The following is a 22,781-nucleotide window of genomic DNA, read 5'->3' as shown; positions in this document are numbered from 1 at the left end:
TTCCACCGCTTCACGGTCCCCCTCCCCCGCGTGTGCGGGGGAGGCTTTGGGGAATCCTTAGTGAATCGCCTTTTTCTTGAACCGTCCGCCCACGATGTCATGCACGGCATTGATGGTCACAAAGGCGCGCTCGTCCTTGTCGAGGACGATTTCCTTGAGCTTGTCCAGCTCGAGGCGCGTCACCACGCAGTAGAGGACTTCCTTCGCCTCGCCCGTGTAGCCGCCAGCCCCGTGGAGCAGCGTCACACCGCGTCCGAGCCGCTCGTTGAGGGCGGCGGTGACCTCCTCGTGCTCGTTCGTGACGATCATGACGGCATACGACTCATCGAGTCCCTTCAGCACGACGTCGATCATCTTTGCGATGACGAAGTAGGCAAAGAGCGAGTACATCGCCTTGTCCCAGCCGTAGAGCAGCCCCGCCGAGGAGAGGATAAAGAGGTTGATGAACATGACCACCTCGCCGACGGAGAACTGGGTCCGCGCATCCATGATGATCGCGACGATCTCTGTCCCGTCGAAGCAGCCGCCCGTACGCATGACGATGCCGACGCCGAGCCCCGTCACCACGCCGCCGAAGATCGCAGCGAGGAACGGGTCATTCGTCACCTGCGGTACGTCATGAAGCACACTCGACCAGATCGAGAGCATGATGATGGCAAAGACCGTCGAGAGCGCGAAACTCTTGCCGATCTGTTTGTACCCCATAAAGACAAAGGGAATATTATAGAGCACGAGAAACACACCGAGACTCATGCCCGTGATGGTCTGCGACATGATCGACAGACCCACAACACCACCGTCGATGACATTGTTCGGGATGAGGAAAAGATCGAGTCCTACGGCAGTGATGAAGGCACCGATAATGAGCCGCAGGCATTTTTTGATGTAGAAAAATGCCCCCTTCGGAGCTGCCTTCTTGGGGCGCGGCGTCGGTGCCGGCTTTTCCTGTGCCTCCACGAGCACCTGCTCAGTACTGCTGTCTACGATTTCGTTCATACGTCCTCCCATTCCCCCAAAACGCTGTACCTTTCTTTTTTATTATAGAGGAAAGAAAATCCGCTGACAAGTCCACCGCTATGAGAACGACTTTCTTGACTTTACTGTGCCTGCATTATATGATGGCAATATTGGAAAGAGATTCATCTGTAATGGGACAGGAGGGATGTATATGATCTACACGGTCACCTTCAATCCGTCGATTGACTACATCGTCCGATTGGAGCAGTTCACCCCGGGCGAGATCAACCGCGTGAACTATGAGCAGATCCTGCCGGGAGGCAAGGGCATCAACGTCGCCATCGTACTGAAAAATCTCGGGCATGATGCAACGGCACTCGGCTTCCTCGCGGGATTCACAGGCATGGCGATGCAGCAGCAGCTCCGCTCATTCAATGTGACGGAGGACTTCGTACATCTCGACGAAGGGTTCTCACGCATCAACGTCAAGATCAAGGCGGAGCGTGAGACGGAGATCAACGGGCAGGGGCCGAAGATTCCGCCCGAAGCGCAGCGCGCCCTCTTTGAAAAGCTCGATCGTCTCTCACACGGTGACACCCTCGTCCTCGCAGGGTCGATTCCGAATACCCTGCCCGACGATATCTATGAACGCATCATGGAACACCTCGACGGGCGCGGCATCCGCATTGTCGTGGATGCGACGAAGAACCTTCTGCGGCGTGTGCTGAAGTATCACCCGTTCCTCATCAAGCCAAACAATCACGAGCTTGGCGAGATGTTCGGCGTGACATTGAACACAGACGACGAGATCATCGAGCATGCGAAACGCCTGCAGGACGAGGGTGCGACAAACGTCCTCATCTCCATGGCGGGCGACGGTGCGATCCTCCTCACCGAGGAGGGCGTATTCTATCGCTCTGCCGCGCCGAAGGGCACACTCGTCAACTCTGTCGGCGCAGGCGACTCAATGGTCGCAGGCTTCCTCGCAGGCTATATGGAGTCGGACGGCGACTACGAGCGCGCCTTCTACATGGGCGTTGCGACCGGCTCCGCCTCGGCATTCTCCGAGAACCTTGCCACGCGCGAGGAGGCTCTCGCGCTGCTGAAAACAATCGCGTAATGTAAGAGCGGCGTGCGTCCTGCGTGTATGAACGTAAACCTATCGCAGCTGTGCAATCCCATGTGGCGTGTGTCCTGCGCAGAACCCTCGTTGCGCAAGCGGTCGTGTGCTCGTCCGCCAAAATACCTGCGGATTCCAAACGCGCTGCGCTTGAACGATTAAAATCCGCAGTGGGCGGGTCGCACACTCTGTGCCGGTTGCTCCACTAGGGTTTGCTAAAGGACTGCACGCCACTCCAAACAATGCGGATATTTTCAAGGAATATTGCACAGCAGATACAACACAATGAAAAAGGAGGGTTTTCCCTTTGCATATCAACGACCTTTTGAAGCCCGAGAGCATTGCTCTCGGCGTCTCCGCCCCCGCCTCCAAGGAGGCAGCCATCCGCCTGCTCGCGGACTGCATGGAAAAGGGTGGAAACCTCAGTAACAAGGAACAGTACGTCAAGGACGTACTCGCACGTGAGGCGAGCGGCACGACGGGCCTCGGCGACGGCATTGCAACCCCGCACGCCAAGAGCGACGGCGTAAAGGCAGCAGGTCTCGCCGCCATGACCATCCCCGACGGCATGGACTTTGCCGCGATGGACGGCAATCCGAGCCGCCTCTTCTTCATGATTGCCGCACCGAACGGCGCAAACGACGAGCACCTCACCATTCTCTCCAGCCTTGCGACCATGATTATGGATCCCGACTTCAAGGAAGCACTCATCGCCGCCAAGACCGTCGAGGAATTCCGCGGCCTCATCGACGCGAAGGAAAACGGCACCTTCACCGCACCGAACGCGGCAGAGGAGAGCACGGAGAGCGCACCTGCCGCCGACCACATCCAGATCCTCGCCGTCACCGCCTGCCCCACGGGCATCGCGCACACCTTTATGGCGGCGGAGAGCCTGGAACAGCACGCGAAGAAACGCGGCATCTCCATCAAGGTCGAGACGAACGGCTCGGCGGGCGTGAAGAACGTCCTCACACCGGAGGAGATCGCCGCTGCCGACGGCATCATCGTTGCGGCGGACAAGAACGTCGCCATGTCGCGCTTTGACGGACACCGCGTCGTCATCACGAAGGTTGCGGACGGCATCAACAAGGCAGATGAGCTCATCGACCGTGCTCTCGCGGGCTCTGCGCCCGTCTATCACGCGAGCGGTGCGGATACGGCAGAGGGGGCGGATGCATCCGAGGAGGAGAGCCTCGGACGCCAGATCTACAAGCACCTCATGAACGGCGTCTCGCACATGCTCCCGTTCGTCGTCGGCGGCGGTATCCTCATCGCCCTCGCCTTCCTCTTTGACGACTACACGATTGACCCGTCGCATTTCGGCTCGAACACCCCGCTCGCCAAATTCTTCATGGATGTCGGCGGCGCATCGTTCGGCTTTATGCTTCCCGTTCTCGCGGGCTTCATCGCCATGTCCATCGCTGACCGCCCCGGTCTCGCCGTCGGCTTCGTCGGCGGCGCGCTCGCGGGTGCACACGGCACGGGCTTCCTCGGTGCACTCCTCGCAGGATTTATCGGCGGCTATGCCGTCAACCTGCTGAAGAAGGGCTTTGCGGGACTGCCCGCCGCACTCGACGGCATCAAGCCCGTCCTGCTCTACCCGTTCTTCGGCATCCTCATCATCGGCTTTATCACCCTTTTCATCATCACGCCGCCCGTCGCCGCCATCAACACATGGATGGTCGCGACACTCGGCAGCATGGATCCCTCAGCGCGCGTCCTTATGGGCATTGTCGTCGGCGGCATGATGGCGATCGACATGGGCGGCCCAATCAACAAGGCGGCGTATGTCACGGGCACGGGGCTCCTCGCCTCGGGCGAGTATCACGTCATGGCGGCAGTCATGGCCGGCGGCATGGTTCCGCCGCTCGCGATTGCCCTCGCGACTACCCTCTTTAAGAACCGCTTCACCGAGAGCCAGCGCAAGGCGGGCATCACGAACTACGTCATGGGGCTCTCCTTCATTACGGAGGGTGCCATTCCCTTTGCTGCTGCCGACCCCGTCCGCGTCATCCCCTCGATGGTCGTCGGCTCGGCACTTGCGGGCGCACTCACCATGGTCTTTGACTGCACGCTGCGTGCGCCCCACGGCGGCATCTTCGTCGTCCCGACCATCGGCAACCCGCTCATGTACCTCGTGAGCATCATCATCGGCGCCATCGTCGGTGCTGTCATCCTGTCGATGCTCAAAAAACCGATCAAAGAATAACGGCATAGAAAATACCGCCGCACCGAGATCCTCGGCACGGCGGTATTTTCCGTTTTAGAACAATTCACTCTCGGCGATGCGCCCCATGAGCTCCTTCGACGGGATGAAGAAGAGCTGTCCCTTCAGTGCCGTCGAGTACTCAAGCAGACGATCGTCCTGCGTAAACATATTGGTGAGCATCTGCCGCGTCACATCCCAGTGGCGTGCATAGCCGATGAAGTAGGTACCGCGCACGCCCTCGCCCGGGTTCGCATAGACGACGTTCATGCGCACGATCTTGTGTTCCTCGTCGTCGCGGTTGTCCTGCGAGATGATGTTGTGTGCGCGCGGGTCCTTCTCGTCGTCTTCAAGCTCCAGATCGCTGTACTTCCGACGGCCGATGTACTTTTCCTGCACCTCGGTCGGCAGGGCACGCCACGCATCGAGATCGTGAACATACTTCTGTGCGAAGGCATAGGAGCCATTGATGAAGTCGGGATCCTCCGCGCCAATGATCGCCCACTCCTTCGCCTCCTCACCGACGGGATTCTCCGTCCCGTCGATAAAGTCGATGATGGCACGACCCTCACGATAGTGAAAACCGTGCGTCTCATCCACAACATCCACGATGGGGCGCAGGAAGCCCATGATCTGATCGACGACGAGATAGGTCGTCGATGCCTCATCTGCACGTACGTGCAGGAAGAGATCGGCAGGCGTTGTCGGGGCCTGATGGTTCTTCCCATTGACGCCCTTGAAATCCTCTAATTCCTTTGGTTTCGCGGCATGCGGGAAGAGATACTCCCATGCGCGGTTGCTGAAGCCGAAGGTGAGCTTCACCGTCTCCGGTGCAACGCGGATGTTCATCGATCGCTGAATCGCACCGATGCGGTCCGCCATATCGGCGATGATCTCCCGTTCCTTCTCGATGTCCTCACGCTTCAACGAGAGCATGACAAAAATGACGCTCTCCCCCGCATCCTTGAACACATCCTGCGCAAGATCTGCCTTGACCTCCATGGTATACCTCCTATTTCATGCACATCCAAATCCCGATCCTATGGTACGGCATTGCTCCATGCGAGGCAAGAATCCACCGTGCTACACCTTGAACTTGCCAACCAGCTCATCCAGCTCGGCAGCGTGGCCCTTGAGATGCTCAGCCGTTGCGGCAAAGGCATCGAGAGAGGCGGTTTCCTGCTCGATTGCGGCCGCCGCATCCGTTGTATGTCCCGCGATCTCATGTGAGGCCTTGGCGACCTCCTCCGATGCCGCTGCTGCGACCTGTGCGCAGGCGCGTACCGCTTCAATAGAGGTGAGGAGCGCCGTACGGTTCACGTTCTCCGCCTGTGTAAGTACCTGCATCTCCTCCAGATGCGCAGAGATGCCGTTCACACTCGTTGCAAGCATCTGGACATTCTCATCCTGCTCATTTGTGTGCTCGGCGATATGCGTGACGGCGATTGCATTGTACTCGACCGCCTTACTGTTCTCAACACTCGCCCGCCACATCGTATCCGACAGCCCCGCGACCTCGGCTGCGCAAGTCTGCGCACGCTGCATGATCCGACGCAGCTCGCTGACAAAGGTGTTGAAGGACTGCACAATGCGCCCGATCTCGTCAAATCGTCTGGTGGTGAGCTGCTGGGTGAGATCCGCCTCCTTGCCCGCGACCTCGCGGAACGATGCAGTCAGTGCCGCAATCGGCCGCAGTACCTCCATGATGATGCAGTAGGAGGACACGGCAAAGACAAGGAACGCAAGGACGATCACGCCCACGCCGATCTCCTTGGAAACGCCGATCTTTGCCTGGCTGGCATTGTCATACGCCGTGACGAGATTGTCCACCGCGCTCACATAGCCGACAACCTCAGCGGCGACAACGGCATTTGCATCGTACTTCTCCTCCGGACCCACAGCACCCGCGACGGCAAACACATGCGTCCGGTACTCCTCCCAGAGGGGCTGCAGTGTGCGGAGCTGCTCCTTGACCGCCTCGTCTGACGCCGGGCGGAGATTCAGCTCCGCATCGCCCCGGCGGAGCCCCGTAAGGATGCGGTCATATTGCTCAATCTGTGCGAGCATCGTCCGCCGAAGATCTGCCGCCTCATCCGCATCGGCAGGAACCAAACGCGCCGAGAGCCACGCGAGCTGATAGGCACGCATCCGCAAGGAGCCGGACGCATTGACGGCAGTAGCATCTCCATCCAGTTGTGCAAAGGTGGCAAAGTTCAGCCCGACCAAACCGACGATGAAAGCAAAGAGGGCAACGAGCGTGATTCGTAGTTTATTTTGGATTGTCATGTTTCTCTCTCGCCTCAATAGAAAAAATTCTCTCTATTATTATATCGCAGAAAGAAGGCTGTGCAATACCCCCATCTGACAAATCCGCATAAAACACATTGCCTTTCGTATGAAATCAATCTCAAACCTTGAACTTTCCAACAAGACCATCCAACTTCGTTGACAGACCGGAGAGACGCTCTGCGGTGGCAACGACCTGCTCCATGGTCGCGCTCTGCTCCTCGATGGCAGCTGCCGAGTCCTCGGTGAGCCCCGCAATCTGTTTTGCCGCTGATGCGACATTCCCCGACGTGCCCACAACGTTCTGTGCGCCTGTCGATGCCGTCTGATTCAGCTGCACGATCTCAGCTGCCGCACGGCGGCTCTCCTCGGAGCTCGCAGCGATGGCATTCAGCGAGGCACGCACTGCAGCAACCGCCTCCGTGATCTTCTCGAGCTCGCTGACCAGCTCCTGATTTGCACTGCGCGTCTCATGCACCTGCTGACGAATGCCGGTCATCTTTTCCGTGACATCGTCCGCCGCAAGGCTCGAGCTCTCAGCGAGCTTGCGCACCTCCTCCGCGACGACAGCAAAACCACGTCCGCTCTCCCCCGCACGTGCAGCTTCGATCGCAGCGTTGAGCGCGAGCAGATTCGTCTGCCCCGAGATGCCCTTAATGAGATCGATGATCTGATTGATGTCCTCCGCATACTGCGTGAGCGTCTGCACATTCCGATCCATCGTCATGACAATATCGCGAAGGCCATCGGTCTGGGATGCAACACGTGCCGCACCGTCCCTTCCATCCGCTGCCTTTCCCTCAGAATCCGCCGAGAGGGCAGCAGAGCGTTTGGCAGCCGCGAGCATCTGCGCCATGTGTTCCGCGATCTGTTCCACATGGTCCGCGAGGGCCTGCATATCCGTATTCTGTTCATTCGCCCGCCCTGCGACATCGGTGACGGAGCCGGCGACCACTTCGACGGCCTTGCTGCTCTCACCGCTTGCCTGCGAGAGTGCACCGGAGAGCTGTGCAACCTCCGCTGCACTCTCCTGTGCGCCGCGTATGATCGTACGCAGTTTCCCGACGAAGGTGTTGAAGTAGAGGACGATCCGTCCGATTTCATCATCGCGCTCTGCGTGAAGCTGCTGCGTCAGATCCCCCTCGCCCTCAGAAATGCCGCGAAACGAATCCGTCAGCGCCGCCAGGGGGCGCAGAATCTGTGTGAGAATCAGCCAGAGTGCACCGCCCACCACAAGAACAGCAAGCAGAATCACGCCGAGCTGGATGTCCTTGGACCTTTCGATCTTCGCCTGTCCGGCGGCATCGTAGGCAGCGACCAACTTGTTGACCTCTGCCACAAAGGGCGCAACCTCTTTTGCTGCCTTTGCCTCTGCGGTGCGGCGCGCCTCCTCATCCGTTCCCTCGGCAGCGGCACGGATATCAGCACGATACGCCTCCCACAGCGGCTTCACAACGCCGAGCTGTCGCTGGACCGCCTCATCCGCGGGTGCCGTCAGCCCCATCGCCGCATCGCCCTGCTCCAGCCCCTTCAGAATACGATCGTAGTCCTCCAGATTCTTCTGCATCGCCGCGCGCAGCGTCTGTGCGTCGCCCTCATCTGCCGACACGAGCCGTGCTGCCCCCCACGAAAGCTGATAGGCGCGCATCCGCAGCGAGCCGGAAGCGTTGACCGCAGGCGCATCCCCCTTGAGTTCATTGAACGTAAAGAAGTTCAGTCCAACTAATCCCACGATGAATACAAACAGCAGAATAAGAATCGACTGTAGTTTCGTGCGTATGCTCATACCTGTCTCCCCTTTGGTTTCCCCGTCCATTCTGCACACTGTCGCAAGATCCGGCACATGCGCGTATGGAACGACACTATAGAACTTTTTTATTCTTTTGATTATAGCATAAAATAATTCTGTATAAAAATAAAAATCGTCTATGATCCAAAAAAAGACCACTGGTCCCACGGGCCAATGGTCTTTTGAGGGAATCGCTGATAAAATAAAATCTGTCAGATTAGCGCAGATTTTTGCCCAATTTGCCGACACAGTGCGGGCAAAAAATGCGCTAAGACGGCAGTGCTGGATTTATCAGTACTTCCTATAGTTTAACAAGTTCGCGCAGACGTGCAAGGTTGATGTAGGTCTCCGTCTCGGGATGCCGCGTGAGATAGCCCTGATGCTCCTCCTCTGCCGGCTGGAAAGAGGTCAGCCGCTCCATCGTTGCGTGCATAACGCGCCGCGCCGCCGCGCTGCTGTTCGGATCATTGAGTGTCAGGTGCTCCCCCGTCGCGGGGCAGCGTCCCTTGCCTGCGAGAAAGGTGAGGTAGAGCGCAATCTGCGGCTCGTCCTCTGCGCTCTCGTAAAAGATGCCCGCGCGGTACATAGGGCCACGCACATAGCCCTGCCCGTCGATGCTGTACGGCGTAACGACAGAAAAATGCAGGTCGAGAAGCTGTGAAATGTCCGTCTTTTTCGGATCGTAAACGATCTCAACGCCCACACGACCGCCCGACACGCCTGTCAGCGCATCCTCGTGCGCGGTCTGCGGCGCAGCGTTGATGTAGCCCGTGCGGGCGGAGACGATGCCGCGCCGTCCGCGAAACACCTCCTCGAGCTCGTACATATCCGCACCCGAAAGGCAGATGCGTTTCGTCATGGGTACACCTCCTCAATTCGTAAAGAGGTCGACCTGCCGTCCCGCCGCACGGTGCACATCGAATACACTGAGCAGCTCCGCAACTGCCTGGGTCGGTGAGATGCCGCCCGAGAGGACCGCATCTTTTACCTCGGGCATGCGCCCGCGCACAACGGCATCGTCGAAGAACAGGTTGTGCAGATGCTCGTCGATCATACTGTTCATCCAGTCGAGCAGCTGCCCGTCGCGCCGCTTCTTCCACACGCCGCTCTTCGTGGTCTTCTCGCGAAAGATGCGGATGATCTCCCACAGCTCGGCAAGTCCTGTCTTCTCGATCGCGGAGGCAAGGTAAGCGTGCGTCTCCCAGCCCGGTGTCGCGGGGCGGATAAACTCGATCATGCGCTCGTACTGCCCGCGTGCGACCTTCGCCTTGATGAGGTTATCCCCGTCCGCCTTGTTGATGACGATCGCATCCGCAAGCTCCATGATGCCCTTCTTGATGCCCTGCAGTTCATCGCCCGCGCCCGTCAGCACGACGAGCAGGAAAAAGTCAACCATGGAGCGCACCGTCGTCTCGGACTGCCCGACGCCGACGGTCTCGATGATGATAACGTCGTAGCCGGCCGCCTCGCAGAGCAGCATGGTCTCACGGCTCTTGCGCGCGACGCCGCCGAGTGTGCCGCCTGCAGGAGAGGGGCGGATGAACGCCTCGGGACGGCGCGAGAGGGTTCCCATACGTGTCTTGTCGCCGAGGATCGAGCCCTTCGTGACAGAACTTGTGGGATCAACGGTGAGCACAGCGACACGATGTCCCGCATCGCAGAGCATATTGCCGAACGCCTCGATCATCGTGGACTTGCCTGCCCCCGGCACGCCCGTGATACCGATGCGCAGAGCATTGCCCGTCTTCGGCAGCAGGCGCTGAAGCACGCGCTGGGCACGCTTGAAGTGCTTGCTGCTGTTGCTCTCGATGAGCGTGATCGCACGAGATAGCGTCATGCGGTCGCCGCGGGCCACGCCCTCAACATAGTCATCTTCACTGAGGACAAGTTTGCGGTGGGACATCCCTGTCCCGTTCAGCAATTTCGGGTTGATGTTGCCGACGGTCAGATCCTTGATGCCCTCGATGCCGCCCATGACGCTCGTCGTAAACTTCGCGTCGGCGTCCTCGGGTACCCAGTCGGGCCGTTCTGTGGTATATTTTTCGCTCATAAAGCCTCCTTTCCTACTAGGAAAAATTATGGCGTTGATATTTTCTGTATTGTATAGACGTGCAGTTCCCCTGAGCAAACCCTAGAGAAGCAAGCGGAAAAGAGGACACGTTCTGCCCCCTGCGGATTTTAACCGTTCAAGCGGAGCGCGTTTGGAATCCGCAGGTGTTTTGGCAGATAAGTGTCCGACCGCTTGCGTAACGAGGGTTCTGCGAAGGGGCACGCACGGCAACCATTCTGTTGTATGGCGGCAAAACGCCGCCCTCATGCAGAGAGCGGCGCCGCTATTTGCCTTATCCTGCGGCTTCTTCCTTCGCGCGTGCGATGAGAAGGGTCAGGAGCTTGATGCCCGCCTCGGGGATGTTCGTACCCGGTGCGAAGATCGCAACCGCGCCGTGCTCGTAGAGGTTGTCATAGTCCTGCACGGGGATGACGCCGCCGATGCAGACCATGATGTCATCGCGGCCGAGCTTCTTCAGTTCATCGACGAGCTGCGGCAGGAGCGTGTTGTGTCCCGCTGCGAGGGAGCTGAACCCGACCATGTGCACGTCGTTGTCGACCGCGTCCTGCGCTGTCTCTGCGGGCGTCTGGAAAAGCGGCCCCACGTCGACGTCCCAGCCCATGTCGGCGAAGGAGGACGCGATGACCTTCTGCCCGCGGTCGTGTCCGTCCTGTCCCATCTTCGCGACGAAGATACGCGGACGGCGGCCCGTGAGTTCCTCGAACTCGTCCGCCATCTCACGGGCGCGGTCAAGCTCGGTCTTATCCGTAAACTCGGAGGAGTAAACGCCAGAGATCGTATGAATGACCGCCTGGAAGCGTCCCGAGACCTTCTCCACCGCATCGGAGATCTCGCCGAGCGAGGCGCGTGCGCGCGCCGCATCGACGGCCGCCTCGAGGAGGTTGCCGTTGTCGCGGCTCTCTGCCGCCTTCGTGATGCCCTCAAGGCATCGGCGCACGTCGTCTGCGTTGCGCTCTGCGCGCAGTTTTTCGAGACGTTCCACCTGTGCCTGGCGCACCGCTGTATTGTCGATCGCGAGGATCTGCAGGGGATCTTCCTTTTCGAGGCGATACTTGTTCACGCCGACAATGCTCTCCAGCCCAGAGTCGATCTGCGCCTGACGGCGTGCCGCCGCCTCCTCAATGCGCATCTTCGGCAGTCCCGTCGAGATCGCCTTTGCCATGCCGCCGAGGGACTCGACCTCCTGGATGTGTGCCCAAGCACGGCGAATGATCTCGTTTGTGAGTGACTCGACGTAGTAGGAGCCGCCCCACGGGTCGATGATCTTGCAGACGCTCGTCTCGTCCTGAATGTAAAGCTGCGTGTTGCGTGCGATGCGTGCCGAGAAGTCCGTCGGCAGGGCGATCGCCTCATCGAGCGCATTCGTATGGAGCGACTGTGTGTGCCCGAGTGCCGCTCCCATCGCCTCCATCGCCGTGCGCGCGATATTGTTGAACGGATCCTGCGCTGTGAGTGACCACCCCGAGGTCTGGCTGTGCGTGCGGAGCGCCATCGATTTGTTGTTCTTCGCGCCGAAGGACTTGACAATCTTCGCCCAGAGAACGCGCGCCGCACGCATCTTGGCAACCTCCATAAAGTAGTTCTTGCCGATCGCCCAGAAGAATGAGAGACGCTTCGCGAAGTCGTCAACGGCAAGTCCCGCCTTGATGCCCGTGCGGATGTACTCAAGACCGTCCGCGAGCGTGTAGCCCAGCTCGATGTCCGCCGGCGCACCGGCCTCCTGCATGTGGTAGCCGGAGATGGAGATGCTGTTGAACTTCGGCATATACTTCGTCGTGTACTCGAAGATGTCGCCGATGATGCGCATGGACATCTCCGGCGGGTAGATGTAGGTATTGCGCACCATGAACTCTTTCAGAATATCGTTCTGAATCGTGCCCGCCATGATCTTCTTATCGACGCCCTGTTCTTCGCCCGAAACGATGAAGAACGCGAGGATCGGCAGCACTGCGCCGTTCATCGTCATGGAAACGGACATCTGGTCGAGCGGAATGCCCGAGAACAGGATGTTCATGTCCAGCATGGAGCAGACCGAGACGCCTGCCTTGCCCACGTCGCCGACCACGCGCGGATTGTCCGCATCATAGCCGCGGTGCGTCGGGAGGTCAAATGCGATCGAGAGTCCCTTCTGCCCGGCGGCGAGGTTGCGCCGATAGAAGGCGTTCGACTCCTCGGCCGTCGAGAACCCCGCGTACTGGCGCACCGTCCACGGACGGAACACGTACATCGTGGAGTAGGGCCCGCGCAGGCAGGGCGGAATCCCGCTCGCAAAGTCGAGGTGGTTCATGTGCGCATAGACATCGTGATCGTAGAACGGTTTCACGGGGATGCGCTCCATCGTCTTGTGTGTGAGTGCCTCAAACGTCCGTCCCGTACCGCCTTCGAAAAGGGCGCGCCATTCCTTGGAGTCTGCGGACGGGCTTTCGCCGAGGCTCATGCCCGTGAAATCCGGGTTCGTAAAGCCTGCCATTACGCAATCATCCCTTTCTGTTTCTGGAGACCCTCAAGGATCTCATAGCAGTTCGCGCGGACGGAGATATATTCGTCAATGCCCGCTTCCTTGTATGTCTCAAGCAGATCCTTCGGCGCGGCGCCCGCGAGAAAAACGCGTGCCTGCGGCAGCACCTTGTGGAGCTTTGGTGCAAGGGCAGGGACGATCTCGGGATAGGTCGCATCCGTAGAGCAGATGACGACGGCATCCGCACCGCTTGCACGCGCCGCCTCCGCTGCCTCATCGACGGTCTTAAAGCCGTCGTTGCCGAGTACCTCGAATGCACCGACCTGCAGGAAGCCTGTGGTAAAATCTGCGCGCGCCTTGTGCTGCGGGATAGGGCCCATGTTCGCGAGGAAGATCTTCACATTGTCATCCTTCGCTGCCTTGTAGTCCTCTGTGCGCCGGCGCAGCGCCTCAAAGCGTTCGCTCCAGCGATGCGGGGCAATCGCCGCGACCGTCTCCGCACCTTTCCCCGCCGTGAGCGCCGCCATCAGCTCGGCAATCGTCGCCCCCGCAAGCGCCGCCTCAACAGCATTCTGAACGGAACCATCTGCCTTGAACGCCGCAAGTGTCTCGTCGCGGTGCTTTGTGTCGATGTCGGAGAGATATGCTTCGATATCTTTCGTGCGCTGTGCCTTGAGCGCTGCCGTATCCTCGGCGCGTGTCTCGAGCAGCGTCTCCGTCATGTTCGGATACATGTTGTTGCCGACAATACGGTCACGGCGCAGGTCGGCATTCTTAAAGCGGTCGGCGAGCACCTTCGCGATGCCCTCCTGAACCGTGCCTGCACGCAGTGCCGCAGCGATGCCGCCCTCTTTCTCGATGCCTTGGAACGCCGCCCAGATTTTTTCCTTCATCTGGTGCGTCAGCGTCTCAACCGCCCACGAGCCGCCGGCGGGGTCGATCGGCTGCAGGAGACCGAATTCCTCCTGGAGCATGATCTGGACGTTGCGCGCAATGCGGCGCGAAAACTCATCGCCCTTGCGGATGGGTTCATCAAACGGCGCACTCTCAAAGGAGTCGATGCCGCCGACAACCCCCGAGAAGATCTCCGTCGTGTTGCGGAGCATGTTGACATACGGATCGTAAACGGTCTTGAAGAAGAGTGCGGGGCGCGCATGGATACGCATCTTCTGCGCCTCGGCATTCCCGCCGAAGGCCTTCACGATCTGTGCCCAGAGCGGGCGCACAGCGCGCAGCTTAGCGATCTGCAGGAAGAAGTTTGCCCCCATTGAGAACGCAAAGGCAATCTGCGATGCCGCCGCATCGATCGTGAGGCCCCGCTCACAGAGGGCGCGCAGATACGCCGTCGCCGCGGCGAGAACTGCCGCGACCTCCTGTACATCGTTCGCTCCGCCGCTGCTGTAGACATCGCTGCGCACGAATACCGTACGCAGATGCGGTGCGTTCACCGTCGCCCAGCGCGCCGCCGCCGCGAGACTGTCATAGTATGAGTCAAGGGACGCGGGCAGTTTCCCGTCCGTCACAAGAGTGCCGATGGGATCTGCACCGACAATGCCCCGCACATTCTTCATATCCTCGCCTGCTGCACGGCGTGCCGCCGCGACGAGCGCGAGCAGGGGCACGGCATTTGCGCCCGTGTAGACGTAGAGGGGGAACTTCGCGAGGTCAAGTCCCGTGAGGAGGACGTGCATGTCCTCGACCGTCGTCACACTCGTCCCCGTGTCGCCGACCTTCTCCGCCTGACGCGCATCCACACCGGCGCGCGACGCCGTATCGAGCACAATGTGGTAGATCGTTGCGCCCTTGTCGTTCTCATGGCGCAGGAGTTCGTTGTTCTCCGCCGGGAGCGTCTCGTCACACGCCTGCGCGATGCCCCACGGCTTGCCGATGTAGCCCGCCGCATCCACGCCGCGGAGATAGTCCCCCATGCCGGGCATAACTCCCTTCGGCAGGATGTCCTCCGTATGCTTCCGCGTGTACATGGGGTCAAAGGTGAACCCCTCATAGGTCTTCGTGAACATCTTCTTTTCGAACGGCGCGCCCTTCAGGAGTGCCTCACAGGCGGCTTTCCACTCCTCATCCGTGGGCGGCGTGAATTCATCGAGCGGAACATCGGGGAAATCCTCAACATCCGCCGATTTCTTCAGAAGCTTCTGAAGTTCCTCGTCGCTCGACCGCTCTTTTTCTTCCGGCATAGTACGTCCTCCTTTAATTTATTCCGGGAAGGCTCTGTCAGTTCAATGGATGAACTGACATTATGATAAAGCAACCAATGCAAGTTTTGGACACGATTGCTAACCCTAAAAAAAATCGCCCTGAGCTTCCACCCTCAGAGCGTTCCCTCATCACGAGGGAAAAACGAGAACTGAAAAGATGAGCAATGTTTCCCCAAGGAGCAATGCTCCTTCATCCCGGGGAAATCTCTGCGCATGTTCCCATACGTGCGCACAGATCTCCGCAGGATCGCGCAGGGAATCGAGCCTTGCATAGAAAAAGCCCATCCCGCAGCAGCAGAATGGGTCTTTTTCGGTATCGTCACTCAGTTCTCGTGTCGTTTGGTCGCGGCTGCGCCAAACTTTATATCAAGCGAACGAATCCGCAAAATCTCCATCCCCATCACTCGCAGGTCAATCGGTGATTGTTAATCAAGCAGGTCTCCTGGCTCCAGTTCATCGCTCCTTCGCATCTTCCCGGGGGGCTTCCCCAGTGACTGCCGGCTCGCGCTGGCGTGCGAATTTGCTCACTGTTACAGTGGCGTGACCGCTCCGGCTTACGAGATCATATCTCCCTACCGGATTCCCTATGAAGCATTAAGGCTTTGCACAGCAAAACCTCTGCACTTGATCCAATTTCTATATGTAATTTTTATGGTACGATAGAATAGTACCACTGAAAGCACTTCTTGTCAATAAAAAAGAATCACTGTGTGAATAATTCCACAGTGATTCTCTCTTTTGTTACTCGAGGACGTAGACCTCAACCGAGCGCCGGCCGAACTGGATTGCCTCGTCATAGCTCTCCATGCAGAGGTCAATCGTGTTGCCGACGATCGCCCCGCCCGTATCCGCAGCGATTGCCTCGCCGTAGCCCGGGATATAGAGCCGCGAGCCGAGCGGAATGACGTTCGGATCGACGGCGACAACACCGCGGCGCGCCGCCATGCCGGTCGCCGTAATGCCGCTGCCGCCCCCGTCACTCGGGAGATAGGCGGATGCGTGCATTGTATAGGCTGCACGATAGCGGGGAATCCCCCGACTTACGCGTTCGGCCTCGCGCTCACGCGCGCGCCGCTGCTCCGCCGCCTGCTCATTCTCTGTGAGCTGTATTGCAAGGTTTGCGGTGACTGGTGTATCAACACCGGGGTTCACATCAACCTCGTTCATATTGTAGCCATACTCTGCCACAACGTCGCCGACGGTATGTCCGCTCGTCATAACCTGCTGCGTATCGCCCCAGAAGGAGATGGTGACGGGCACGGCGCGCCGTACGGAGATGTCCGTACGCGGCGGATCCTTGCTCTCCTGCACCTCGTAGGTGTCCTTCTCGCCGAGCGTAACGCCAAGTTTTGCAAAAATATCGTTAGGCTGCGTCTGCACCGTCATGTCGTTGATCGTCTCTCCATCGACATGCACACTCACGCGGTGCATATTCTTCGGCAAGCCGTTCATCGTGAAGCCGCTGGACATCAGCATCATGCCCGCCAGCGCCGCACAGAGCACCGTGTTCTGCTTCTTTCTCACAAATGTTCCTATGCTTTTCCACTGCATAGAATCCCCCCTTTGTTGGAGGTATTTTCCCACTTTGACCTGAATTTTTCATGAAGAATGGGATGTGAGTTAAAATTGAGAGCGATTTTCCGAGTTTGCGCGCCACTTTGCTAAAAAATGCAGTACAGAGCATCGTGCTCCATACCGCAGTTTTTTTATGGAATCGCTGATAAAATGAAGTCCGTCAGATTGGCGTAGATTTTTTCGTCCGAACGAGGTGGAAAACCGGACGCAGAGTGGTGCTCTGTGGAGGATTTTCCGCTGAAGTGCGGGCAAAAAAGATGCGCTAAGATGGCGGTGCTGAATTTATCAGTGCTTCCATTATTTATCTGCTGCGCGGCAGGTCATTTCCCCCGCACAGGATTGCCTCGGCGCGCGCGATCTCCTCGGCCGTCGGCACGGGCGTATCCCCGAGCGGGTACGGCAGATGAAGTGCCTCATATTTGTGCCGCGCCATCGCATGATAGGGCAGCACCTCCACGCGCTCGACCGTTCGCAGCGTCCCGATGAAGTCCGCCAGCCGGTGCAGGTCATCGGCATCCGTCGTCCATCCCGGCACGAGCACGTGACGGATCCACATGCTTTTCCCCTGCTCCGATAGGTACCGCGCGAGTGCCAGTACCGGTGCATTGGACGTGCCCGTCAGCGCACGATGCTGCGCGGGGTCGATGTGCTTGATGTCGAGGAGAAAGAGATCAGTGAGCGGCAGCAGCGCCCGAAACGCGCTGAAAAAAGGCTCATCCTCGGTAAAGGGGCCGCCCGCCGTGTCGATGACCGTGCTGACCTGCTGCTCCTTCGCCAGGCGAAAGAACTCCGTCACAAACGGGAGCTGCAGCAGCGGCTCGCCGCCGCTGACGGTGATGCCGCCGCGCTCCTTCCAGTATGGACGATAGCGCAGTGCCTGCCGCAGCACATCCGCCGGCGTTCGCTCCTCGCCGCCCCCTAGCCCCCATGTCTCGGGGTTGTGGCAGTACTGACAGCGATAACGGCAGCCCTGCACAAAGACGATGAAGCGGATGCCCGGCCCGTCGACCGAGCCGAAGCTCTCCGTCGTGCTGATTCTGCCTTTACATATGCTCATGGAAGGTACGCGAAATCACATCCTGCTGCTGTTCGCGCGTCAGACTGATGAACTTGACGGCATAGCCCGAGACGCGGATGGTAAAGTTCGCATAGGCGGGATCCTCGGGATGCTCCATGATATGCTCGAGAGTCTCGCGCCCAAACACATTCACGTTCAGATGATGTGCCCCCTGATCGAAGTATCCGTCCATGGCGCTCACAAGGTTCTGCACGCGCTCGTCCTCATTGTGGCCGAGCGAGGCAGGAGTCATGCTCTGCGTGTTCGAAATGCCGTCGAGCGCCCAGTGGTACGGCAGCTTTGCCACGGAGTTGAGCGAGGCGAGCAGCCCGCAGCACTCCGCGCCGTAGCTCGGGTTTGCGCCCGGCGCGAGCGGTGTCCATGCCCTTCGTCCATCCGGCATCGCGCCCGTGTACTTGCCGTAGACGACGTTCGACGTGATCGTGAGGATCGAGGTCGTCGGTTCGGAATGACGGTAGGTGTGGCGCGCCTTGATCTTCGAGAGGAAGGTCTTGAGCACCCATTTCGCAATCTCGTCCGCGCGGTCGTCGTCGTTGCCGTAGCGCGGGAAGTCGCCCTCGACCTCGTAGTCCACGACGATGCGGTCGTTGTAGATCGGCTTCACCTTCGCGTACTTGATCGCGGAAAGCGAGTCAACAACATGCGAGAAGCCCGCAATGCCCGTTGCGAACGTGCGGCGCACATCCGTGTCGATGAGTGCCATCTCGGCCGCCTCGTAGTAATACTTGTCGTGCATATACTGAATGATGTTCAGCGCGTTCACGTAGACGTGCGCGAGCCAGTCCATCATGCGCTCATACTTGATGATGACGTTGTCGTACTCAAGGTACTCCGTGCGGATCGGGCGGTAGGCAGGACCGACCTGCACGCCGCTCTTTTCGTCCATACCGCCGTTGATCGCGTAGAGGAGACACTTTGCAAGGTTCGCACGCGCACCGAAGAACTGCATCTCCTTGCCCGTCTGCGTCGCCGACACGCAGCAGCAGATCGAGTAATCATCGCCCCACTCGGGCTTCATCACATCGTCGTTCTCGTACTGGATCGAGCTTGTACGGATGGAGATGCGCGCCGCGTAGTCCTTAAACTTCTCCGGCAGCTTCGAGGAGTAGAGCACGGTGAGGTTCGGCTCGGGAGAGGGGCCCATGTTCTCAAGCGTATGAAGGAAGCGGAAGTCATTCTTCGTCACCATGTGGCGGCCGTCCATGCCGATGCCCGCCATCTCGAGCGTCGCCCAGATCGGATCGCCTGAGAACAGTTCGTTGTAGGACGTGATGCGTGCGAACTTCACCATACGGAACTTCAGCACAAGGTGGTCGATCAGCTCCTGCGCCTCTTCCTCGGAGAGGAGGCCGCGTGCGAGGTCACGCTGAATGTAGATGTCGAGGAAGGTCGAGATGCGTCCGACGCTCATCGCCGCGCCGTTCTGCGTCTTGATCGCCGCGAGGTAGCCGAAATAGAGCCACTGCACTGCCTCACGTGCATTCTGCGCCGGCTGCGCGATGTCGAAGCCGTAGCTCGCCGCCATCTCCTTCATGCCCTTCAGCGCACGAATCTGCTCCGCGACCTCCTCGCGCTGACGGATCACATCGTCGCTCATGATGCCGTCGCCATAGTTCAGGAGATCCTCCTGCTTGAACGCGATGAGGTGATCGATACCGTAGAGCGCGACGCGGCGGTAGTCGCCCACGATGCGCCCGCGCCCATAGGTGTCGGGCAGTCCCGTGATGATATGGCTGCGGCGTGCCGCGCGGATCTCGTCCGTATACGCGTCAAAAACTGCCTGATTGTGCGTCTTATGGTACTTTGTAAAGATCTCGTGAAGCTTCGGGCTGACCTTGTAGCCGTAGTTCTCAAGAGCCTCCTCCGCCATGCGGATGCCGCCGTACGGCATAAATGCCTGCTTCAGCGGTTTGTCTGTCTGGAGACCAACCACCTTTTCAAGGTCTTTATGTGCGGGATCGATATAGCCCGGGCCGTATGCCGTCAGCCCCGAAACGACCTCCGTCTCCATGTCGAGAACGCCGCCCTTGGCACGTTCCTCCTTCTGGAGTCCCTGCACGCGTGCCCACAGACGATTCGTCGCATCCGTCGGCGGCGCAAGGAAGGACTCGTCGCCGTCATACGGTGTATAGTTGCGCTGGATGAAGTCACGGACATTGACCTCCTCCTGCCACACGCCGCCTGTGAATCCATCCCAATGTTTGCTGTGCAGCATAATATACCTCCTGTTATTTATTATTGAGGAAATCCCTCATTCGGTACTTTTATGATACTTGAATCGCATTCACTTTTCAATATATTTCAGAAGATAAACGATATCAATATTTTTCATGAAAATCATAAAAAAATCATATAGGTTCTGCAGCAAAAAAGACAGACAGCATCCGCCGTGCAAATTTCCCGACGCAGGCAGTTGTATGCCTGCCCCACGAAAGGCTGCTGCGGAGTATCGTCGCCGTCCGCTATGACCGCAGCATTCCTCATGAGCTCATAAGATAGAGCTATTCCCGCTCCGACTCCGGCTCCGGCGTCACGAATGCGAGAAGAGCCGCCAGCGGTAGCGCGATGACAGAGACGAGGAGTGCAGGCGCGAGCCCGATGTGGTCGCCGAGTGCCGCCGTCGCCGCGACACCAAGGCTGCCGAGGCCAAACGACATGCCGAGCATCATCCCCGACGCCATGCCCGCATTCTCGGGGAGCGCCTGCTGTGCCCAGATAATCGAGCTCGGCTGCGGTGCCATCAGCATAAATCCTGCGGCAAAGAGCAGGATGCCGCCCACGATGTCTGCACTAACATGAGTGAAGTAGTAGGCGCATGGAAGAATCCCGAGGAGGAGCGCCCCCACGATGATTCTGCGCCCCGAAAGCACATCGGCGAGGTTGCCGCCGACGAGACCGCCGATCATGCCGCCGACCATGAAGATCGTAAGGAACAGCCCCGCCGCGTGCGTATCCTCGCCGCTGCTGACGAGGAGGAGCGGGAGGAACGTCCCGAATGCACCGTGCGTCCAGCAGCGCAGCCCCATCGCAAGGTTCAGTGTGACCGTCGTACGGGCAAAGAGGACGTGCGAGAGCTTCGACGGATGGGCAGGGGCGTGTTCGGGCAGGGTGGAGACGGCACAGAGCCCCGAGCGCAGAAACAACGCAGCGATCAGGATCGTCGGAAGAATCAGAAGCGGCAGAGCACGCAGCGGAAAACAGTCGAGAAAAGCGACGAGAATCAGCGGGACAAACGCCATGCCCGCGTTCCCCCCTGCGATGAAGTAACTCATCATCCCGTTTCCGCGCCCCTCTGCCGCCGTACGTCCGACGAGCATCGAGGAGAGCGGATGGTAGGCCGCGACCGCGACCCCCGTCACGGCGACGACGAGGAAGAGGAGCGCCGTATACGGTACGTACCCCACCAGACACACGGGGACAGCAGCGGCAGGCACAAGCCATGGGAGAAGCGGGCTGAAGTTCCGTCGATCCATCACGCAGCCAATGACGGGCTGGAGCATATTCGTCGTCACCGATGAGACCATGACGAGCACGCCGCACATCGTCAGGGACAGGCCGAACTGCGTCATGAGAAGCGGGAGGAGGATGGGCAGGAAGTTTCCATAGAAGTCCACCATCCCATGTCCCGTCGAGAGCAGTCCCGCCGCATGACGTATCTCATATTTCATCTCATAGCCTCCTGTGATTGATTTCCTTGCACAATACGCAAAAGTGTGCTGTAATAATTCCAACAGCTATCATTCTAGCAAACTGCAGGGAAATGTAAAGGAGTATCGTCACATGAGAAAATGGGCCGTCATCTATTCGTCCGCCTCCGGCAACACCAAAACAATTGCCGAGGAGATTGCCGATACGGCAGGAGCTGACCTCTTCCCCATCCAGAACGCACCAATGGATCTCTCCGCCTACGAGGTTGTCGCCCTCGGCTACTGGATACGGCGCGGCGGTCCCGACGACCGCATGAAGGCATACCTGCCGCAGGTCGCAGATGCGCGCGTTGTCCTCTTCCAGACGCACGGAACGGACGTCGGCTCAGAGCACGCCGTTACCTCCTTTGCGCGTGCCGCCTACCTCCTCGGAAAGGGCTGCGAAATCCTCGGCACGTTCTCCGCGCAGGGAAAGCTCGCGCCCGCCCTCATCGAGCGACGCAAGAAATCCGATCCCGACGACACCCACAACAGCCCCGAGGCGCAGGAGCGCTGGGTGCGTGCCGCCGAGCATCCAAACGAAGCGGATCGCGCTGCCGCACGTGAATTCGTCCACAAAATGGAGCACAAAATGGATCTGCTCGAAAAATTCCGCCGTGCGCAGGAGGAAAAGAAAAGCGCACACGCTTGAATGCTTTACAGCCCCACGCTACCGCTTTATACTATTGATATAGAAAGATGCATTTTCTTATGCCCGAACTCAGTCGTTTTATGGGTATGGTCATCAAGATGATCTTTTTCGATGATGACCGCCATCACAAACCACACGTTCATGTATTCTACGGTGACTTCAAGGCATCCGTCGCCATCGACGGAGAACTCCTTGCTGGCAAACTGCCGGACAAGCAGTTAAAGCTTCTCACAGCATGGCTCTATATCCACGAGGATGAACTCTATGCTGCATGGAACAACGCCGTACGCGGGATGCACTTTGACAAGATCGAACCGCTCAGATAGGAGACACATCATGTATATTCGAGATGGGATTGCCTATGCCTCAGAGCCTTATGAGGATCTGACCATCACCGGTTTTCGCATCATTGACGACCTTTACATGGTCGTCACATTTTCAACAGGCGAGGAGCGTATTTTCGATGTTTCGGGACTTCTACGCTATCCTGCATTCGCGCCGCTGTCCGATCGCAGCGTATTTGATACAGCACGCTTGGAGCACGGATTTCTCACATGGCAGAATGGAGCAATTGACATTGCTCCTGAGGCAGTTTATAAGGAAAGCTACCCTTACAGTACACACACTGCCAATCGTCTGCCAAGCAGCAATACCCTCCCGCCTCTGGCATATTCTAGCTAAGGTTAC

Annotated in this window: 17 protein-coding genes and 1 riboswitch; of the genes, 5 read left to right on the top strand and 12 right to left on the bottom strand. The window is 58.7% G+C overall.

All coding sequences use genetic code 11. From position 1 onward, the window contains the following. Positions 1-57: 57 nt before the first annotated feature. On the bottom strand, positions 58-996 hold the full coding sequence (locus tag HMPREF9166_RS09485) for a YitT family protein (protein WP_009753802.1): 939 nt from the start codon (positions 994-996) through the stop codon (positions 58-60). A gap of 172 nt (positions 997-1,168) precedes the next feature. Here HMPREF9166_RS09485 and pfkB point away from each other — a divergent pair, with 172 nt between their 5' ends. After that, the gene (gene pfkB, locus HMPREF9166_RS09480; RefSeq protein WP_039981329.1) at positions 1,169-2,077 is read left to right on the top strand and encodes a 1-phosphofructokinase; all 909 of its coding nucleotides are present in this window, start codon (positions 1,169-1,171) and stop codon (positions 2,075-2,077) included. 307 nt (positions 2,078-2,384) lie between these two features. After that, positions 2,385-4,286: a fructose-specific PTS transporter subunit EIIC gene (locus HMPREF9166_RS09475; RefSeq protein WP_009753799.1), complete on the top strand. Its 1,902-nt coding sequence runs from the start codon at positions 2,385-2,387 to the stop codon at positions 4,284-4,286. A 54-nt stretch (positions 4,287-4,340) separates the two neighbouring features. On the opposite strand, the gene HMPREF9166_RS09470 is transcribed toward HMPREF9166_RS09475, so the two are convergent. From HMPREF9166_RS09470 to HMPREF9166_RS09420, 11 genes are all read right to left on the bottom strand, one after another. Beyond that, positions 4,341-5,285 (bottom strand): Dyp-type peroxidase, encoded by a 945-nt coding sequence (locus HMPREF9166_RS09470; RefSeq protein WP_009753798.1) that lies wholly within the window; start codon positions 5,283-5,285, stop codon positions 4,341-4,343. Between the two features lie 81 nt (positions 5,286-5,366). After that, positions 5,367-6,569, bottom strand: coding sequence for a type IV pili methyl-accepting chemotaxis transducer N-terminal domain-containing protein (locus HMPREF9166_RS09465; RefSeq protein WP_009753797.1), 1,203 nt, complete (start codon positions 6,567-6,569; stop codon positions 5,367-5,369). Positions 6,570-6,690: 121 nt separating this feature from the next. After that, on the bottom strand, positions 6,691-8,355 hold the full coding sequence (locus tag HMPREF9166_RS09460) for a methyl-accepting chemotaxis protein (protein WP_039981327.1): 1,665 nt from the start codon (positions 8,353-8,355) through the stop codon (positions 6,691-6,693). A gap of 304 nt (positions 8,356-8,659) precedes the next feature. After that, complete coding sequence (locus HMPREF9166_RS09455) at positions 8,660-9,217, bottom strand: peptide-methionine (S)-S-oxide reductase (RefSeq protein WP_009753795.1); 558 nt, start codon at positions 9,215-9,217, stop codon at positions 8,660-8,662. Between the two features lie 12 nt (positions 9,218-9,229). Next, on the bottom strand, positions 9,230-10,408 hold the full coding sequence (gene meaB, locus HMPREF9166_RS09450) for a methylmalonyl Co-A mutase-associated GTPase MeaB (protein ID WP_009753794.1): 1,179 nt from the start codon (positions 10,406-10,408) through the stop codon (positions 9,230-9,232). 292 nt (positions 10,409-10,700) lie between these two features. Next, the gene (gene scpA / locus HMPREF9166_RS09445) at positions 10,701-12,899 is read right to left on the bottom strand and encodes a methylmalonyl-CoA mutase (protein WP_009753793.1); all 2,199 of its coding nucleotides are present in this window, start codon (positions 12,897-12,899) and stop codon (positions 10,701-10,703) included. Beyond that, positions 12,899-15,082, bottom strand: a complete 2,184-nt coding sequence (locus tag HMPREF9166_RS09440) for a methylmalonyl-CoA mutase family protein (protein WP_009753792.1) — start codon at positions 15,080-15,082, stop codon at positions 12,899-12,901. Before HMPREF9166_RS09440 ends, scpA begins: the two co-directional genes overlap by 1 nt. A gap of 435 nt (positions 15,083-15,517) precedes the next feature. Beyond that, positions 15,518-15,746, bottom strand: a riboswitch (cobalamin riboswitch). A 98-nt stretch (positions 15,747-15,844) separates the two neighbouring features. After that, the gene (locus tag HMPREF9166_RS09435) at positions 15,845-16,654 is read right to left on the bottom strand and encodes a G5 and 3D domain-containing protein (protein ID WP_009753791.1); all 810 of its coding nucleotides are present in this window, start codon (positions 16,652-16,654) and stop codon (positions 15,845-15,847) included. Positions 16,655-16,979: 325 nt separating this feature from the next. Beyond that, positions 16,980-17,735, bottom strand: coding sequence for a pyruvate formate-lyase-activating protein (gene pflA / locus HMPREF9166_RS09430; protein WP_009753790.1), 756 nt, complete (start codon positions 17,733-17,735; stop codon positions 16,980-16,982). Further along, the gene (gene pflB / locus HMPREF9166_RS09425) at positions 17,722-19,971 is read right to left on the bottom strand and encodes a formate C-acetyltransferase (RefSeq protein ID WP_009753789.1); all 2,250 of its coding nucleotides are present in this window, start codon (positions 19,969-19,971) and stop codon (positions 17,722-17,724) included. Before pflB ends, pflA begins: the two co-directional genes overlap by 14 nt. A gap of 286 nt (positions 19,972-20,257) precedes the next feature. Further along, complete coding sequence (locus HMPREF9166_RS09420) at positions 20,258-21,424, bottom strand: MFS transporter (RefSeq protein WP_009753787.1); 1,167 nt, start codon at positions 21,422-21,424, stop codon at positions 20,258-20,260. A 112-nt stretch (positions 21,425-21,536) separates the two neighbouring features. On the opposite strand from HMPREF9166_RS09420, the gene HMPREF9166_RS09415 reads away from it, so the two are divergent. The 3 genes from HMPREF9166_RS09415 to HMPREF9166_RS09405 are packed head-to-tail and all read left to right on the top strand — an operon-like array spanning position 21,537 to position 22,775. After that, the gene (locus tag HMPREF9166_RS09415; RefSeq protein ID WP_009753786.1) at positions 21,537-22,094 is read left to right on the top strand and encodes a flavodoxin family protein; all 558 of its coding nucleotides are present in this window, start codon (positions 21,537-21,539) and stop codon (positions 22,092-22,094) included. 59 nt (positions 22,095-22,153) lie between these two features. Beyond that, positions 22,154-22,420 (top strand): DUF4160 domain-containing protein, encoded by a 267-nt coding sequence (locus tag HMPREF9166_RS09410; protein WP_039981324.1) that lies wholly within the window; start codon positions 22,154-22,156, stop codon positions 22,418-22,420. 10 nt (positions 22,421-22,430) lie between these two features. Continuing rightward, a complete protein-coding gene (locus HMPREF9166_RS09405; protein ID WP_009753784.1) occupies positions 22,431-22,775 on the top strand; it encodes a DUF2442 domain-containing protein in 345 nt (114 codons plus the stop codon). The last annotated feature ends 6 nt before the right edge of the window (positions 22,776-22,781 follow it).

This window comes from Selenomonas sp. oral taxon 149 str. 67H29BP, from assembly GCF_000146365.1.
GTDB lineage: Bacteria > Bacillota > Negativicutes > Selenomonadales > Selenomonadaceae > Centipeda > Centipeda felix.
The sequence above is the reverse complement of the archived record's forward strand: the minus strand, read 5'-3'. Positions and strand labels throughout refer to the sequence as shown.